Source organism: Kitasatospora sp. NPDC002522 (genome assembly GCF_053595195.1).
Genome location: NZ_JBSFXE010000026.1, coordinates 70,555 through 87,424 on the forward strand (window position 1 = coordinate 70,555; position 16,870 = coordinate 87,424).

A 16,870-nucleotide genomic window follows, 5' to 3' on the forward strand; every position below is an offset into this window, starting at 1 on the left:
GTCCTCAGCCGGTGACCACCTCCAGCCGGGGCGGGTTCGCGGAGTTCAGGCGGGTGTTGAGGACGGCCGCCAGACCCACCGCGCCGAGCGGCTGGAAGACCGCGAGCGAGGCGGTGCCGGTGCCGCCCGCGGAGGTCTGGGCGGCCGCGACCGCGGCGGTGACGTCGAGGGCGATCCAGTCGTAGCCGGTGGAGACCGGACCGCTGCCCTGCGCCGCGCCCAGCGCGGGTGCGGTGTTCCAGGTGACGCCGGTCTCGGTCCAGCCGTCCGAGGCGGTGGCGAAGGCCTGCAGGGTGGACAGGGCCCCGCCCGAGTCCTGCACGTTGCCGTACACCCACAGCACCGCCCGGGACACCGTGCCGCTGACGCCGGAGACGTCGAACTTGAGCAGCGACCGGCGGTTGTAGCCGTTGTTCGCGGCGTTGGTGTTCTTGACCACCATGGTGGTGGCGTTGCCGAAGTTGGTGTTGCCGTACGAGCCGTCCCGGACGTAGCTGCTCGCGGTGGCGCTCAGCTGGGCGGCGGTGGTGGAGGCCGGCGCGGTGCCCGAGGAGGAGACGGTGGCGGTGCGGCTCGCGCCCTGGGTGCCGCCGGTCTCGGCGAGCAACACGACCTGCCCGGCGGTGGTGAGCACCTGGACACCCGAGGCGGCGGTGACCGACTTGTAGGTGGAACGCGCGACGGTGACCTGGACGGTGGTGGCGGCCCGGGTCGGGTCGGAGATCGCGACGGTCATCGCACCCCCCTGCTCGCGGACCAGCACCGAGCACGGGCCCGAGGCGGTGAGCGGCCCGGCGCTGCCCGCGGCGAAGAAGTTGGCCATGGTCAGGCCGAGCGAGGGCACGCTGATCGCCTGCACCGTGGCGGTGTTGGCGAGGACGGTGACGTTCGGGTTCGCGGCGCGGGCGGCCGCGGTGGCCGCGGTGGCGCCGGGCATCAGCTGGTAGCTGTAGCTCGCGCCGGTCGGGTTGGTGCCGTGGTCGAACCACATCGAGAGGTAGTTGCGGGTGATCGCGGTCGTGGCGCTGCCGGTGTTGACGTCGGACCACGCGCCGGTGCGGGCCTCGCGCTTGACGTTGACGGTCCCGCCGCCCGGGAAGACCCAGGCGCCCATGCCGCCGATCGCCATGTACCCGGGATTGGTGAAGGTCTGGCTCCAGCCGAGGGTGGCCGGCTGGACCGTGCCGTCGACGGTGAACACCTGGTTGTTGTTCGGGCCGAGGTTGCGGCTGTCGACGGTGGTGCGGACGGCGGCCGCGTCGGTGCAGGTGATGCCGGCGCCCAGGCAGTGCACGGAGTCGTCCAGCAGGAACCAGGACTTCCTCCCGGTCAGGGTGGACTGCAGCCCCCGGACGTCCTGGCCGACCACGGAGTAGGTGCCGTCGGTGGCGCCGCCCGCCCAGGCGCTGTTCGGGTGGGAGGCGCCCCAGGCGCCGCCCGCGGCATCGGCGAGCGCGAGGGTGGAGACCGTGGTGCCGGGCAGCATGTACGGGTCGACGGTGGGCCAGAAGGCGTCCGAGTACTGGCCGTTGCCGTAGGTGTCGCCGTACCAGTAGAGCATCCCGCTGTTCTGGTGCCAGCCCTTGAGGTTCTCGCCGTTGCCGGTCTCGTAGAAGGTGGTGCGCGCGGAGCAGATGCTCAACTGGGCCGCCCAGGCGGGGCGGCGGTGGACCGCGCGGTCCATGCCGAACACCCGGCTGTTCACCGGCTCCGCGGCGGCGGTGACCGAGGAGTCGTTCAACAGGGCCTGGGCGCGGGCGAGTTCGGGGATCTCCACACCGGGGTTGTTCAGCAGCGGCTCGTAGTAGTCGCGCTGCAGCCAGCCCTTGACCGTCGACTTCCAGGCGGCGGACTGCGCGGGCGAGGCGAGCCCCGAGGTGGCCAGCCGCAGGATGTCGGAGACCACGCCGTGGCCGCGGGTGTGGTCGTCCTGCTGGAGCTGCAGCGGGTCGCTCTTCGAGATGCCGCGGCTGATCGCCCGGCCGCAGACGCCGTCCATCACCAGGCTGTTGAAGACGAAGGGCGCGAAGGCGGTGGTCACCGCCGTGTAGACGTTCTGCACACCGGGGTCGGTGATCGCCCAGGAGGTCCCCGCGAACAGGGTGAACAGCTTGCTCAGGCCGTTCAGCAGCACGTCGCCGTAGGTCCCGGCGTAGGGGATGTACGTGTGCTGGAGGAAGCTGCCGTCGGCGTAGAAGCCGTCGCCGGACAGCACGTACGGGAAGACCGGGGAGAGTGCCTGCTGGGCGGTGGTGAGCGAGGCCGAGCTCCTGCCGAGCACGCCGCGCAGCGCGATCGTCCGGCACAGGTCGACGCGGTTGGCGCCGGTGCTGGTGCCGGTGTAGGCGGCGACGGCGGAGGCGGGGACGAAGTGGTCGACCGCCGAGCAGTAGTTGGTGATCTGCGCGGCGGTGAGCTGCGGGTACATCAGCAGGCAGGTGTCCAGCAGGCGCTGCGGCGCGCCGATCTGCCAGTCCCACCAGTTGTTGTAGGTGGTCGTGGTGGGCGTGTACGCGTTGGCGTGCAACCAGTCCAGGCCGGTGGTGATCGCGGTGGCGAGTGCGGCGTTGCCGGTCAGCCCGGTGTTCGGCTGGGTGTGGGCCAACGCCATGGTGCGCAGCCGGACGTAACAGCTCGTCACATTGGCGGAGACGGTGCCGATCGGGAGGTCGGGCCAGAGCGAGCCGGTGGTGGGCGCCATCGAGCTCTGGAACGAGCCCGCCTGCGAGCCGAGCGTGGTCAGCGCGGCGGCGTACGGTGCGGCCGCCGGGTCGAAGCCGGTCCCGGTGAGCAGCTGGACCCAGGTGGCGCGCATCGCGTCGAAGGCGTCGGCGGCCCGGGCGAGGGAAGGGCGGAGCAGTTGGGAGCCCGCGGCCAGCGCGGCGGCCGCGACTCCGAGCTGGAGCACACGGCGCCTGCTCGGTGCGACAGGGGTGCTCCCGAGGCCAGAGGTGGGGTGGCCGATGTCCATAGGGCGTCCTCCTTGACGAGCCCCCCCGGGCGGAATAGCCAGGAGGGTAAGCGCTTTCCAGAGAGGGCGTCAACGCTTTCGACCGGGCTTGGTAAGCGCTTGCCGTCCGGTACGGTACGCAGATGGCGAGCAGTGGAGGATCGAGGAACGTCCCGCACCGCCCCGGCCGGGCCGTCACCCTGCAGCGGGTCGCCGACCACGCGGGCGTCTCGATCGCCACGGCGTCCCGGGTGCTCCACGGCGGAGGCGGACGCGCGGTGGGGGAGGAACTGCGCGCGCGGGTGCTGGCGGCCGCCGCCGAGCTGAACTACACCCCCAACGCGCCCGCCCAGGCGCTGGCCCGGGCGCGGACCTCGGTGGTCGGCCTGATCGTGCACGACATCGGCGACCCGTACTTCGCCGCGATCGCCACCGGTGTGATGAAGGCGGCGCGGGAGCACGACCTGATGGTGATGGTGGCGGCCACCTTCCGCGATCCGCGGCTGGAGCTGGAGTACCTGCGCCGGCTGCACGACCAGCGCGCCCGGGCGGTCCTGCTCTGCGGCAGCGGCTTCGCCGACCGGGAGTTCACCGGACGACTCGCCGAGAGCCTGGCCCGGTTCACCGGCGACGGCGGGCGGGTCGCCTGCATCGGCGACCACGGCGTCGAGGCGGACACCGTCGCGCCGGACAACCGCGGCGGCGCCGAGCGGGCGATCGCGCACCTGTGGGAGCTGGGGCACCGGCGGATCGGCGTGGTGGCGGGCCCGTCCGAACTGATCACCGTGCGACAGAGGTTGGCGGGAGTGCGGCGGGCGCTGGAGCAGCGGGGCCAGGTGCCGGACGCCGACTGCACCGTCGAGGCCGACTTCACCCGGGCGGGCGGCGGGGCGGCCGCGCGCGAACTGTTCGGCCGCCGACCGGACCTGACCGCCGTCCTCGCGCTCAACGACGGCATGGCGGTCGGTGCGCTGGCCGCGCTCCGGGACGATCTCGGCCGGTCCGTACCCGAGGAGGTGTCGGTGATCGGCTTCGACGACCTGCCGTGCGCGCTCGACGTCCGTCCGGCGCTCACCACGGTGCGGGTGCCGCTGGAACGGACGGGGGCGCGCGCCATGGACCTGATCCTGGCGGACGTCGCCGACGGCACGCCGCCGCGCACCGTCGACGTCGAGGTGGACCTGGTGGTGCGGGAGAGCACGGGCCCGGTACGGGGCTGACGGCGGACCGGGGATATCGCATGTGTTCATTTCGACCAAGTGATGAGCAAATGACCAGGATGCGTTGACTCGATCGTTCGGTCGACCTAGCGTGGGGACATGTCATAGCGCCGAGGAGTCCCCATGACCAGCATTGAGCAGGCATTCTCCCCCGCCCTTCCGCCCCGGGGATGCGGGTGCCGGGCCCGGGTCCGAGTGATCGGTTGCGTCATGGCGGCGGAGGCCTCCTCGGTCCCCGTCCTTCGGCGCTTCGCCGGCCGGGTGGTCCGGCAGTGGGGTCTGGCCGAGGCGGTCGAGGAGGCGGTCCGGCTCATCGTGACCGAGCTGGCCTCGAACGCGGTGCGGCACAGCGGCAGCGCCGACCTGGTCCTGCGGATCTCCGCGGGGAGCGGCCGACTCGTGCTGAACGTCCAGGACTTCGGCTGCTGGCGCCCCCCGCGGCCCGCCGGGCCCGAGGCCGCGGCGGAGCGCTGCTCGGGCCGGGGACTGGACCTGGTGAACGCCTTCGCGGCGCACTGCGAGGTCACGGCGACCGCCGCGGGGACCCTGGTCGCCGCCGAGCTCCCGCTCCCCGACCCGGACGGGCCGTGGTGCGGCGTCTGCCGCTGGGTGGTCGGCGGAGTGGCTGCTTAATTGATCGATACTGGATCGAATGGTAGACATTGATCCGGTCTCCGTTCGTACCAGTAGGGGAGGACTCGATGGCCATACCGTCGTCGGAGCGGCACACCCTGATCCTCGGGGTGGTCCGCGAGCTCGGGACGGTACGGGTCGTCGACCTGGCCGACCGGCTCCGCATACCCGCGGTCACGGTCCGCCGGGACGTCGCCGCGCTGGCGGCGGCCGGCCGGCTGCACCGTTCGCACGGCGCGGTCACCGCCGCGGCCGCGGCCGACCCGGCCGAGACCGCCCGGCTCCCGGTGGTGGGGATGCTCGTCCCCACCGTCGGCTCGTACTTCGACGAGGTCATCGCGGGCGCCAGGGCCGCGGCCCGCGGCGCCCGACTGGTCCTCGGCATCGCCTCCTACGACGCCAGGGACGACCGTGCCCAGACCGACCACCTGCTCGCCTCCCGGGTCGACGGGCTGCTGCTCAGCCCCAACTGGCGGCCGGGAGAGCGCGAGGGCTACGAGTGGCTCGACGAGCTGCCCGTCCCCGCCGTCCTGATCGAGCGCCGTCCGGCCCCCGGCAGTCCCGGCGCGGCGCTCGACGCGGTCGGCTCCGACCACGGCCACGGCGTCCTGCTCGCGCTGCGCCACCTCGCCTCCCTCGGGCACCGCTCGGTGCTGCTCGCCGCCCGCGACGACACCTGCACCGCGCACCGGATCCGGGCCGGCTACCAGGACGCCGTCCGGTGCCTCGGCCTCGACCCGCGGCCGGTCCTCGACGTCCGGGACCCCGCCGTCCCCGAGGCCCGCACGGCCGCCCTCGAACGGCTGGCCGACCGGATCGCCGAGGCGGTCGCCGGAGGCGTCACGGCCGCCCTCGTCCACAACGACCGCGAGGCCATCCAGCTGCCGATGCTGCTGCGGGCCCGCGGTCTGCTGGTGCCCGACGACCTCGCACTGATCTCGTACGACGACGTGTTCGCCGCCCTCGCCGCCCCGCCGCTGACCGCGGTGGCCCCGCCGCGCCAGGCGGTCGGCACCACCGCGATGGACCTCCTGCTGCGCCGGATCAACGGCGCGCCCTCGCTGCCCGCGCACCGCATCGACCTCCTCCCGCGCCTCACCGTCCGCGGCTCCTGCCGCAAGCCCTGACCGCACCGCACACCGGCCGGCGCCGGACCGGGAAACGCCCGGGGCCCGTACGCGGTGGCGTGCGGGCCCCGGGTTCTCGGTCGGGGCCCGTACGCGGTGGCGTGCGGGCCCCGGGTCTCGGGCGGGTCAGCCGATCGTCAGGCTGAGGTCGTCGCAGGTGGAGGTGGCCGACGAGTACGGCAGGTAGCAGAAGACCGTGGCCGAGGTGCTGCTCGGGCCGGTGGTGAAGGTCTCGGACTGCGCGGTCCAGCCGGTGGCGGCGGTGTGGGCGGTGAGCTGGGCGCCGCCGTAGTTCTTCACCCCGAAGCTGGTGGTGTTGCCGGAGTCGGCGCGGACCCAGCCGGCGTAGGTGTAGGTGGTGTTGGGCGCCAGCCCGGTGACGGTGTACTCCATCGTCGCGTAGTCGCCCGCCCCGGACTGCAGGCGCAGGTCGTGGCCGGGGCTGTGGGCCGCGGCGTCGGTGACGACGGCGGCGTTGTGGACGCTCCACCCGGCCAGGTCGCCGGACTCGAGGTTGCCGGCCGGCAGGAGGTCGAGCACCGGGAAGGCGAGCGTCTGGGCGGCGACCGCGTGGGTGTCGCCGGAGGTTCCGGGGTTGGCCCAGTCGCGCTGCGGGGCGGTGGTGGCGCCGCCGGTGCCCGCGGTCAGGCTGAGCGCCTGGCCGCTGTAGCGGTTGACCAGGCGGTAGCTGCCGGCCGGCAGCCCGGCGTCCTTGATGCTCTGCACGAACCACTGCGCGCCGGTGCCACTGCCGGTGCCCAGGGTGAGCGGGGCGCCCCAGGCCCGCCCGGAGTCGGCGGTGTCGTTGACGCCGAGGTTCTGCCCGGAGGCGGCGTTGGCGATGGTGAAGAAGCCGTCACCGGTGGCCGTGAACTTCCAGCCCTGCGACGGGGCGGCGCCGCCGACCGTCGTGGTGAGGCCGGACCCGGACTGGGCGAGGTACTGGCCGTTGCCCGCGGCGATCCGGTACGCGGTACCCGGGCGCACCGGCGGCGTGGGCAGGTTGGTCGGGTCGGTGTCGATCGTGGTGCTGACCCACTGGGCGCCGCTGCTGGTCGGGGTGCAGCTGTACATGCAGTAGTTGCGGAAGGTCTTGCCGATCAGGTAGTTGGACGTCTTGCCGGTCGCGTCCAGCACCGAGCGGTACCAGGCGCCGCCGCTGGGGCTGGTGACCGTGCCGATGTCGGTCCACTTCTGGGTGGCGAGGTCGGTGGTCGCGTAGATGTGCAGCGGGGTCGAGGTGGTGGGGTTCTCCGGCCGCGGCATGCCGAGGTACTGGCCGAGGTACGCGTCGTAGGTGACGTTCATCCGGGCCAGCGGCGGGGCGCCGGGCAGCTGACCGGTGCTCAACTGCTGCGCGGTGGTGCCGGTGTTGAACGGGTTGTAGGCGTCGTCGAGGTAGCCGGCGCTGGTCCCGTCCGAGGGGACCAGGTCGGTCTCCTTGCCGCCGACGCCGGGCTGGGTCCAGCTGCCGCCGTACCACTTCTTCCACGAGGACGGCGCGAACTTGGCGGAGATCGGGGCGCGGGCGACGTGTCCGAGGTCGACCCGGCCGCCGCCGGCGGTGTTCAGGATCTGGGTGTCGTAGTAGAGGTAGAAGTACCCGGAGGCGGTGTCGACGAACAGCTTCGGGTCGCCGTCGCCGTAGTAGTAGGTCTGGTTCGGGAACTGGTCCCGGCCGTCCTTGGTCGGGTCGTTGCAGACGGCCAGCTTGACCGTGGCGGTGGAGTCGACGCAGCTCGCGGGCGTCCCGGCCAGGCTGAGCTGTCCCTTGGCCCCGGCGGCGGGCGTGGTGAAGCGCTGCGTCGCCGCGCCGGAGCAGGCCTGGATCGTGAAGGCGGCGCCCGGGCCGGTGCCGGCGGCGGTCAGGCACAGGGCGGAGGCGGGGTTGACCAGGGTGCCGCCGGTGACGGTCCACTTCTGGTTGGCGTTGCCGGTGCAGCCGTACCGGCCGACCGCGGTGCCGGCGGTGGTGCCGCCGCCGCTGATGTCCAGGCACTGTCCGCCGCCGGTGCGGACGCTGCCGTCGGAGGCCAGGGTGAACAGCTGGTCGTTGGCCCGCCAGGTGGTGAACGGCGAGGTGATGATGTGGTCCTTGATCGTCCAGGTGGCGCCGTGGTCGGTGGACTGCGCGTAGTCGATCGAGTCGTAGTGCAGGCCGTCGCCGAACGGGGACGGGGTGAACTCGTTGTGCACGGCCCCGTACCAGTCGCCGGTGTCCGGGTCGATCCAGGTGCCGACCAGATCGCAGTAGTTCCGCTCGGCGTACCCGGCGGTCTGGGAGCCGCGCGGGTCGTAGCTCGACATCAGGCCGGTCGGGCTGGTGTTGCAGCGCACGGTGGTGTCGGCGTTGTCCGGGGTGGAGGAGACCGGGGCCTTGGTGACGCCCGTGTCGATGTCCGTCCCGGTCCAGAACTGCCAGGCGCGGCTGTCCTTGCCCGCGTACAGGGAGTGCGAGGACTGGAAGTAGAACTTCCCGTCGCTGTCGACGAACGGCCACGCCGCGGTGTCGTCGGCGTATGCGTAGGTACCGGTCGCACCGGTGGTGACCGTGTACGTCGGCGTCGCCGCGAGAGCGGACGACGCCGCCTCGGGGCCGAGGGTGGCGACCGCGAGAGCGAGCGGCACCAGGGCCGCGAGGACGGTACGGGACCGCCGTGTGGTTCGAGATGGCATGTGCGTCCTCTTCGTGGGGGCGAGGGAGCCCGATCGGCGGGAGGCATGGGGGGCCGCTGCGCAGGGCGGCCGACGAGGGGTCCCGGTGGGTGCGTCCCTCGACGGACTGCGGGTCGGACCGACTCCAGCCGACCCGCCCGACGTGCAGAAACCTAGGATCGGCGGCGCGCCCGGACAACCAGCAGGCAGCACATGAATTGCAGATGATTGCCCGCTCCAGCCGGGAGTGGCCGATCCGGAGCTGGAGCACGGCGACGAGCCGACCCGCCCAGCCGGGTCCGGCGCCCGCCGGGTTGCCCCCGCCCCGGCCCGGCGTCCTCGCCCCACCCCGTCGTCCCGAATGGGTATCCGCATACCGGCGAACCGCCATGGTTTCGGCGGCGCCGGGCGCGCACCGTTGAGTCAGGAGCCGTCCAGCAGCCCAGGAGCCCCGGATGTTCACCGCCGACCACCACCAGACCGCCACCCTCGAACGCCCCGCGCCGAGCGCGATCCGCGGCGGGACGGCCGTCCGCGTCCTGCCCGCGGTGTCGGACTCGGTGCCCGCGCTCCGGCGGTTCGCCCGCGACGTCGTCCGGCAGTGGGCGCTTCCGGGCAGCGTCGACGAGGCGGTGGCGCTGATCGTGACCGAGCTGGCGGCCAACGCCGTCCGGCACAGCGGTAGTTCGGACGTGACCGTGCGACTCGGTGTCGACCGCCGCGGGCTGACCGTCGAGGTGCGGGACCGGGGGCAGTGGCGTTCGGCCTGCGCGGCGGCTGCGGCCGACCGGCCGGGCGGGTGGGCCGAGAGCTGCGGAGGGCGCGGCCTGAGCCTGGTGCGCGCGTACGCGTCCGCCTGCATCGTGTGGTTCGAGCGCACCGGGACGCGGGTGGTCGCGACGATCCCGCTGGCGAGCGCCGCCGCCGGTCACTGAGAGCGACGCCGCGGATTCCCCACGGGACGCGGGCCCGCTGGATCCGCCGGGCCCGCACCGGATTCATCGGCCATTCATGCGCCCCGGGCGAACGGGGTTACCGCAGCCATCCGGCACAATCCTGGCAGGAGCGGCGACCGCGGTCGGAACACGCTCCGTCAGGCGATGGACCAGGGAGTGCCCATGACCGGCTCGGCTCGCCGACCGTCGGAGGCCGCGGCCCCCGAGGTCCGAGGGCTGAAGTTCCGCACCCTGGCGGACCGCCTGCGCCGCGAGATCGGCGAGGGCCGCTGGCCGGCGGGAAGCCGGCTGCCGACCGAGCCGGAGCTCGCCCGGGCCCACCGGGCCTCGGTGAGCACCGTCCGCCGCGCCGTCGCCGAACTGGTCGCCGAGGAGCTGGTGGTCCGCCGCCAGGGCTCGGGCACCTACGTCCTCGCGCCGAGACCGGCCGGTGGCCGCGCCGCGCTGATCGGCGTCGTCGTGCCCAACACCGCCTTCTACTACCCCCGCGTCCTGCAGGGCATCGAGGAGGAGCTCGCGGCGGCGGGGGCGCGCACCGTGCTCGCCTGTTCCGGCTACGACCAGGCCCGGGAGATCGCGGCCGTCACCGAGATGGTCGCCGCGGGCGCGGACGGGCTGCTGCTCGCGCCCACCCTGACCGGTCCGCAGACCCCCGAGGCGTACCTGGCCCGGCTCGCCGCGTTCCCGGCGCCGGCCGTCCTGGTCGAGCGCCGGGGAGCGGGCCTCGGCGACCCCACCGAGAGCGTCTGCACCCACCACGAGGCCGGCGGCTACGACGCCGTCCGGCACCTGGCGGGGCTCGGCCACCGGATCATCGGGCTGGTGCTGCGCATCCCGAGCCCGACCGCGCAGCCGGTGGCCAGCGGCTTCCACCAGGCCATCCGCGAACTCGGGCTTCCCACCACCGAGTTCCAGGCCGCGCTGGAGGAGTGGAGCCCGGCCGCGGCCGACCGCTGCCTGGCCGGGCTGCGCCGCGTCGGTGCCACCGCCGCGGTCTGCTTCGGCGACCGGCAGGCGGCCCTGGTGGCCGCCGCCGCCCGGCGGGTCGGGCTGCGCGTCCCGGACGACCTCGCGCTGGTCGCCTACGACGACGAGATCGCCGACACCGCCGAGATCCCGCTGACCGCCGTGGCCCCGCCCAAGCACCTGCTCGGCCGTACCGCGGCCGCGCTGCTCCTGAACCGCCTGGCCCACCCGGGCGACTCCCCGCGGCAGGTCCTGCTGCGCCCGGCGATCACCGTCCGGGACTCCTGCGGCGCCGGCCGCCCGCAGACCGCGCCGACGCCGGACTGACGGAGCCCTCGGGACGGCCTTGCCGGGTGCCGGCGTCCGCCGGTTCGTGCGCGACATCATGTTTGCGCAACCATCGGCGAGGTGCGCCCAGTGTCACCACCGGGCGGCCGGAGGTCAAGCCCCGGCCTTGCGTCGCTGCGCGGAAGTGCCGGGTCCGAGGCGGCGCCGCAGCCGGTCGGGTGGTCGACTCCGCTGCCCAACTTCGTCCATGAGCTGCGGTGTTGTCCGCATCGGCAGCTCGCCGCGGCCGTGCCGGGCACCTTGTGCGGGCCGGGAGGCCGGCGGAAACATCCTCGTCATCTGCTCTTGACGTGGCCGGGTCCGCCCTCCAACAATCTGCCTCCTGAGGTCGTGATTGCGCCAACATGCGGAGGAGTCTCACGGCCGGCGGGGGCCCCACCCTGTTCCACTCACGCAAGGTGAACGACCATGCCCGGTAAGAAGAAGACTCTCCTGCTCACGTCCCTGCTGGCCGTCGCGACCGTCGCACTCGGAGTCGGCGACCCCGCCGTCGCGGCAGGTGTCGACGTGACGGTGGCGAACGCGAGCCAGTTCACGGACGCCTCCGGAAAGGCCGTCCAGGCCCACGGCGGCGGTGTCATCAAGGTCGGCGGGTACTACTACCTGTTCGGTGAGGACCGGAACGCCGACAACACCTTCCACTACGTCTCGGTCTACCGGTCGAAGGACCTCAAGACCTGGCAGTTCCGCCGGCACGTGCTGACCCAGGCCACCAACCCGGAGCTGGCCTCGGCCAACATCGAGCGCCCCAAGGTGATCTTCAACAGCACCACCGGCGAGTTCGTGATGTGGATGCACAAGGAGAACAGCACCGACTACGGCGAGGCCCGGGCCGCCGTCGCCACCTCCAAGACCGTCGACGGCGACTACGCGTGGCAGGGCAGCTTCCGTCCGCTCGGCGACCAGATGTCCCGCGACATCACGCTCTTCAAGGACGACGACGGCACGGCGTACATGATCTCGGCCTCCAACGAGAACCGCGACCTGCACGTCTACCGCCTGAGCGCCGACTACAAGAGCATCGACGCCCAGGTGCAGAACCTGTGGGTGGGTCAGTCCCGCGAGGCGCCCGCGATGTTCAAGCGGAACGGCGTGTACTTCCTGCTCACTTCCGGGGCCACCGGCTGGTCGCCGAACCAGCAGAAGTACGGCACCGCCACCAGCGTCACCGGCCACTGGAGCGACCTGAAGGACGTCGGCGACTCCACCACCTTCGGCTCCCAGACGGCCTACGTGCTGCCGGTGCAGGGCACCGCCTCCACCGACTACCTCTACCTGGGCGACCGTTGGGGCAACTCCTTCGGCGGCATGGTCAACGACTCCCGGTACGTGTGGCTGCCGCTGGCCTTCCCCACCGCGACCACGCTGAGCATGGAGTACTTCCCGGAGGTCGCGATCAACGCGGCCAGGGGCACCGTCTCCGGCGTGGGCGGCCCCTGGGAGACGCTGTCGGCGGGACACAGCGGCAAGTGCGTGGACCTCGCGGACTGGTCCACCGCCGACGGCGCGAAGGTGGACCAGTGGGGCTGCAACTGGGGCCTCAACCAGCAGTACTGGTTCAAGGACACGGGCGGCGGGGCGGTGCAGCTGGTCAACCGCTACAGCGGCAAGTGCGCCTCGGTGGACGGGGCGTCCACCGAGGACGGCGCGAAGGTCGTCCAGAACACCTGCGACGCCGCCTCGCTCGGACAGCTCTGGAAGCCGCAGAGCACCGGCACCGCCTTCACCCTCGTCGCGTCGGTCAGCGGCAAGTGCCTGGACGTCGCCGACAAGTCGACCGGCGACGGCGCGGCGCTGATCCAGTGGGCGTGCAACGGCGGCGCCAACCAGACCTGGACCCGCACCACCGCCTGAGAACGAACGGACCGGAGCGGGTGCCCCGCGGGGCACCCGCTCCGGCTCAAGGGGCTTGTCAGTTACCGAGGTTGAGCGCGGTGTCGTCGATCAGGAAGGTGGTCCGGGCGGCGAGGTCCTCCTTGCCGACGAACTGCAGGTTGACGTACTGCCCGGCGTACGCGGACAGGTCGACGGTCTTCTGGACGTAGCCGTTGGTCGCGTTCAGGTTGGACCAGGTGGCCAGCACGTTGCCCTGGGCCTGGACGGTGAGCTTGTCGTACGCGACGGTCGTGGTGCCCTCCTGGGTGGTGATGTTCACCCAGAAGCTGAGCGTCGCCTTGCAGCCCCAGGGGATGTAGACGGTCTGGGACAGCGTGTCGGTGTGGGTGTCGCCCCAGCCGTCGAGGAAGGCCTTCCACGAGCCGGTGCGCGGAGCGGTGTACGGGTTGGTGGAGTCGATCACCCGGGAGGTGGACCCGAACGTCCAGGCCACCTGGCCGGATTCGAAGCCGGGGTTGGCGAGCACCTGCGCCGGCGTGCACTGGCCGATGGTGTAGGTGGTCCACAGGAACGAGACCGTGTCCAGGGCGCCGGTGGTGTCCTTGGCGGTGAAGGTGACGGTGCTCAGGGCCTGGACGGTGGGGGTGCCGGTGATCTTCCCGGTGGCGGAGTTGAGCGTCAGGCCGGCGGGCAGGCCGGTGGCGGTGTAGGTCAGCGCCCCGGGGTTGCTGCTGACGGCCTTCAGCTGCAGGCTCACCGCGGTGCCGGTCCTGGTGACCTGGTCGCCGGGGTTGGTCACGGTCACGCCCTGGGTGATCCGGGCTCCGACGTTGACCGCCGCCCAGGCGTTGGCGGTGTTCTTGTAGGTCGGGCTCGACGCGCCGTACAGGTCGGCGGCGGCCTGGAGGGTCGCGGTGCGGGCGCCCGCGTAGTCGGTGGTCGAGGTCATGTAGGTGCTGAGCGCCCGGAACCAGATCCGGGAGGCGGCGTCCCGCCCGATCGGGTTGACCGGAAGGCCGTCGTAGGTGGGGGAGTTGTAGTCGACGCCGTTGACCCGCTTGGCGCCGCTGCCTTCTGACGCCAGGTAGAACCAGTGGTTGGCCACGCCCGAGGAGAAGTGGACGTCGTTGGAGCCCACGCCGGAGGACCAGTAGTCCTGGGACCAGCCGTCCTTGGAGGGCTTGTCCATGTAGCGCAGCGGCGTGCCGTCGCCGTTGATGTTGATCTTCTCGCCGATCAGGTAGTCGCCCGGATCGGTGGCGTTGTCGGCCCAGAACTCCACGGCGGTGGCCATGATGTCGGAGGTCGCCTCGTTCAGCCCGCCGGACTCGCCGCTGTAGTTCAGGTTGGCCGTGGCGGAGGTGACGCCGTGCGTCATCTCGTGGGCGGCGACGTCGATGGAGGTGAGCGGGTTGGTGTTGCCGTCCCCGTCGCCGTAGGTCATGCAGAAGCAGCCGTCCCACCAGTACGCGTTCACGTACGAGTCGCCGTAGTGCACCCGGCTGTGGGCGCCGACGCCGTCGTTCCGGATGCCGTTGCGGCCCATCACGTTCTTGTAGAAGTCCCAGGTGAGCTGGGCGCCGTACTGGGCGTCCACGCCGGCGGTCTGGGCGTTGCTCGTCTGGCTGTTGCCCCAGACGTCGTCCGCGTCGGTGAACAGCGTGCCCGGTACGTCGTCGGTCTCGACGTGCTGCAGGTCGTAGGTCTTGTGCCCGCCGCGGGAGTTGTCCGTCATGGTGTACGACCCGGCGGACCCGGCGGTGCCGATGGTGACCTGGCCCGAGTACTGGCTGTTGCCGACGCCGGTCTCGACGCCCTGGTACTCGAACAGTTCGGCGCCGGTCTTCGCGTCGGTGATCACGTGCAGCTCGGACGGGGTGCCGTCGTCCTGCAGGCCGCCGACGGTGTTCTCCCAGGCCAGCACCGGAGTGCCGGACCCGGCCCAGACGACCTTGCGGGTCGAGGGTGTCTTCGCGTCCTTCCCGCCCTTCGCCTTGGCCCGGCCCAGGGCGAAGGCCCGGGCGGAGTCGGCGGAGGTGACGGCGACGGTCGAGGGCACCGCGACGGTGGCGGAGCTCGCCCGGTCGACGCCCTTGGTGGAGCCGTCCGGCGCGGTGTGGACGACCAGGTCGCCGCCGAGCACGGGCAGTCCGGCGAAGGTGCGCTCGTAGCGGGTGTGCAGCGTTCCGTCGGCGTCCTGGGTGACGGACTTCGCGACCAACTCCTCCTGCGCGCCCAGGCCCAGGGCCCGGGCGGTGGTCGCGCGGCGGGTGTGCGCGTCGGCCAGCAGTTCCTGCTGCCGGCTCGGGCTCAGCGCGACCTGCGCCGCGCCCGCTCGGGGGGTGGGGTCGGCGGCGCGGTTCTGTGCGGGCAGCCGCAGGCTGCCGAGCTGGTCGGCGCCGGCGGCCGCGCCGGCGGGCAGGACGACGGCGACCATGGCCGCGGTGGCGGTGAGCGCGGCTGCGCTGACCGCCCTTCTGGGGACGTGACTCAACGGGACTCCTCGTGGGGACGGCCGGCGTCGGAGCCGGCCGGCGGAGTGGGGCGACAGGCTGACTGGGCCTCAACTCCGGTTGGAGCCAGGTGAGTCGGGCCAGCCGAGCCAGCCCGAAGCGTTCCATGTTTGCGCGGCCATGTCAGCTGACGGAAGGTGAGTTGTCCGAAAGGCGGCCCCGGGGGTGCCCGGCCCGAAGTCCCGCGCCCCACCGGGGCCGCGGGTGCGCCGGCCCCGACCGGTACCCGCCCGGGCCGCCCGCGCCCTGCCGGGCCGGCGGCGGCACTACCGGAGCAAGACCTGGTGGCAGGGGTTCGGTGGGTCGGTCGCGAGGGCGCCGACCGGCGGGCGGCGCCCGGCGTGGCGGCGGCGGCCTACCGGATCGTCACGTCGTTTCGAGCCGCCGCCGGGCCGGTCCGCGGGAAGGGGCGGCCCGGCGGCCGGGCGTCGCGCCCAAGTGGCCGGAATTCAGCGCATGTTCACGCGGACATCAGCCGTGCGACAGCGGAACGGACGGCCGCCCCGGTCACTTCGGCACGGCGGCGGGCCAGTTGGCCTTCACCACCGCCAGCGCGGAGGTCAGCTGCTTCTGGGTGGGGAAGGTGGTCGTGCCCTCGACCGTCGGCAGCTTCGAGGACAGCGAGGTGTCCAGCGTGCCCTCGGCGGCCATGACGTCCATCAGGACGGGACGCGCGAAGTCCACCAGCCGCAGGTTCTGGCCCTCCGGGGAGATCAGGTACTCCTCCCACAACCGGGCCGCGGCCGGGTGCGGGGCGTCCTTGTTGACGGCCTGCGCGTAGTACTGCGCGAAGCTGCCGTCGAACGGGATGGACACCTTCCAGTCCACGCCCGCCGCCCGGAGCCCGTCGACGTGCTGGAGGTTGAGGTAGTCCCACTCCACGCTGATCGGCGTCTGGCCGCTGGCGATCGCGTCCACGCTGGAGTTGGCGTGGTTGAAGTTGCCGATCCGGTTCAGCTGGGCGAAGTAGTCGATGCCGGGCTGGATGTTGTCGTACGAACCGCCGTTGGCGAGGGCGACCGCGTACACCGCCGCGAAGGCCGACCCGGCGGTGGTGGGCTCGCCGGTGAGCGCGACCATGCCCTTGTACTGCGGGTCGAGCAGCTCGGCGAACGACTCCGGGCAGGTCCTGACCCGCGCGGCGTCGCAGCCGATCGCGACGAAGCCGCCGTAGTTGTTGGACCAGCGGGCCAGGTGGTCCTTCTGGTTGGTCGGGATCCGGTCGTACCTGGCGGTGCGGTACGGGGCCAGCAGGCCCTGGTCCGCCGCGGACTGGGCGAAGGAGTCGCCGAGGTCGAGGACGTCCGGCGCCTGCGGCTGGCCGTGGAAGCGCTTCATGTCGTCGATCTCCTGCTGGCTGGAGCCCTCCGGGTTGTCGTTGACGACCTTGATCCCGTACTTCTTCGCGAACCCGTCCATCAGGCCGCCGTAGTTCGCCCAACGGGGCAGCAGGGTGGTGGTGTTGAGCTGGCCCTCCGCCTGCGCCTGCCTGATCAGCGCGTCCATCCCGCCCACCGCCTGGGCCGAGGCGGCCTGCGCCGCGGGGACGGGGCCGGTGTCCCCCTGCCCGCAGGCGCCCAGCCCGGCGGCCACGAAGCACAGACAGGCGGCCAGCACGGCTGCTCGGCCTCGGCGGGGAGTGACCATGACGCCTCCACGGCGCGAT

At 72.6% G+C, this 16,870-nt stretch carries 10 protein-coding genes; 6 read left to right on the forward strand and 4 right to left on the reverse strand.

Annotated features, from left to right (window positions below):
- Positions 1-4: 4 nt before the first annotated feature.
- Complete coding sequence (locus tag ACWD4U_RS22180) at positions 5-2,908, reverse strand: polysaccharide lyase family 8 super-sandwich domain-containing protein (protein ID WP_363454122.1); 2,904 nt, start codon at positions 2,906-2,908, stop codon at positions 5-7.
- Positions 2,909-3,093: 185 nt separating this feature from the next.
- Between ACWD4U_RS22180 and ACWD4U_RS22185 the strand changes: the two genes are divergently transcribed.
- From ACWD4U_RS22185 to ACWD4U_RS22195, 3 genes are all read left to right on the forward strand, one after another.
- On the forward strand, positions 3,094-4,170 hold the full coding sequence (locus ACWD4U_RS22185) for a LacI family DNA-binding transcriptional regulator (protein ID WP_363454120.1): 1,077 nt from the start codon (positions 3,094-3,096) through the stop codon (positions 4,168-4,170).
- A gap of 210 nt (positions 4,171-4,380) precedes the next feature.
- Entirely contained in the window at positions 4,381-4,803 is a 423-nt protein-coding gene (locus ACWD4U_RS22190) for an ATP-binding protein (protein ID WP_363454118.1), read from the forward strand.
- 68 nt (positions 4,804-4,871) lie between these two features.
- On the forward strand, positions 4,872-5,930 hold the full coding sequence (locus tag ACWD4U_RS22195; protein ID WP_363454116.1) for a substrate-binding domain-containing protein: 1,059 nt from the start codon (positions 4,872-4,874) through the stop codon (positions 5,928-5,930).
- A gap of 126 nt (positions 5,931-6,056) precedes the next feature.
- On the opposite strand, the gene ACWD4U_RS22200 is transcribed toward ACWD4U_RS22195, so the two are convergent.
- A complete protein-coding gene (locus ACWD4U_RS22200) occupies positions 6,057-8,558 on the reverse strand; it encodes an RICIN domain-containing protein (protein ID WP_363454114.1) in 2,502 nt (833 codons plus the stop codon).
- A 482-nt stretch (positions 8,559-9,040) separates the two neighbouring features.
- On the opposite strand from ACWD4U_RS22200, the gene ACWD4U_RS22205 reads away from it, so the two are divergent.
- The 3 genes from ACWD4U_RS22205 to ACWD4U_RS22215 all read left to right on the forward strand — a co-directional run bounded on the left by ACWD4U_RS22205 (position 9,041) and on the right by ACWD4U_RS22215 (position 12,709).
- On the forward strand, positions 9,041-9,520 hold the full coding sequence (locus ACWD4U_RS22205; RefSeq protein ID WP_363454112.1) for an ATP-binding protein: 480 nt from the start codon (positions 9,041-9,043) through the stop codon (positions 9,518-9,520).
- Positions 9,521-9,703: 183 nt separating this feature from the next.
- Positions 9,704-10,834 carry a substrate-binding domain-containing protein gene (locus ACWD4U_RS22210; protein ID WP_363454110.1) on the forward strand — a complete coding sequence of 377 codons (1,131 nt, stop codon included), beginning with the start codon at positions 9,704-9,706 and terminating at the stop codon, positions 10,832-10,834.
- Between the two features lie 429 nt (positions 10,835-11,263).
- A complete protein-coding gene (locus ACWD4U_RS22215) occupies positions 11,264-12,709 on the forward strand; it encodes an RICIN domain-containing protein (RefSeq protein ID WP_363454108.1) in 1,446 nt (481 codons plus the stop codon).
- A gap of 58 nt (positions 12,710-12,767) precedes the next feature.
- Here ACWD4U_RS22215 and ACWD4U_RS22220 read toward each other — a convergent pair whose 3' ends face one another.
- Together ACWD4U_RS22220 and ACWD4U_RS22225 are read right to left on the reverse strand one after the other, a co-directional pair.
- A complete protein-coding gene (locus ACWD4U_RS22220; RefSeq protein WP_363454220.1) occupies positions 12,768-15,128 on the reverse strand; it encodes a M4 family metallopeptidase in 2,361 nt (786 codons plus the stop codon).
- Between the two features lie 583 nt (positions 15,129-15,711).
- Positions 15,712-16,851 carry an ABC transporter substrate-binding protein gene (locus ACWD4U_RS22225; RefSeq protein WP_363454106.1) on the reverse strand — a complete coding sequence of 380 codons (1,140 nt, stop codon included), beginning with the start codon at positions 16,849-16,851 and terminating at the stop codon, positions 15,712-15,714.
- Positions 16,852-16,870 lie beyond the last annotated feature (19 nt).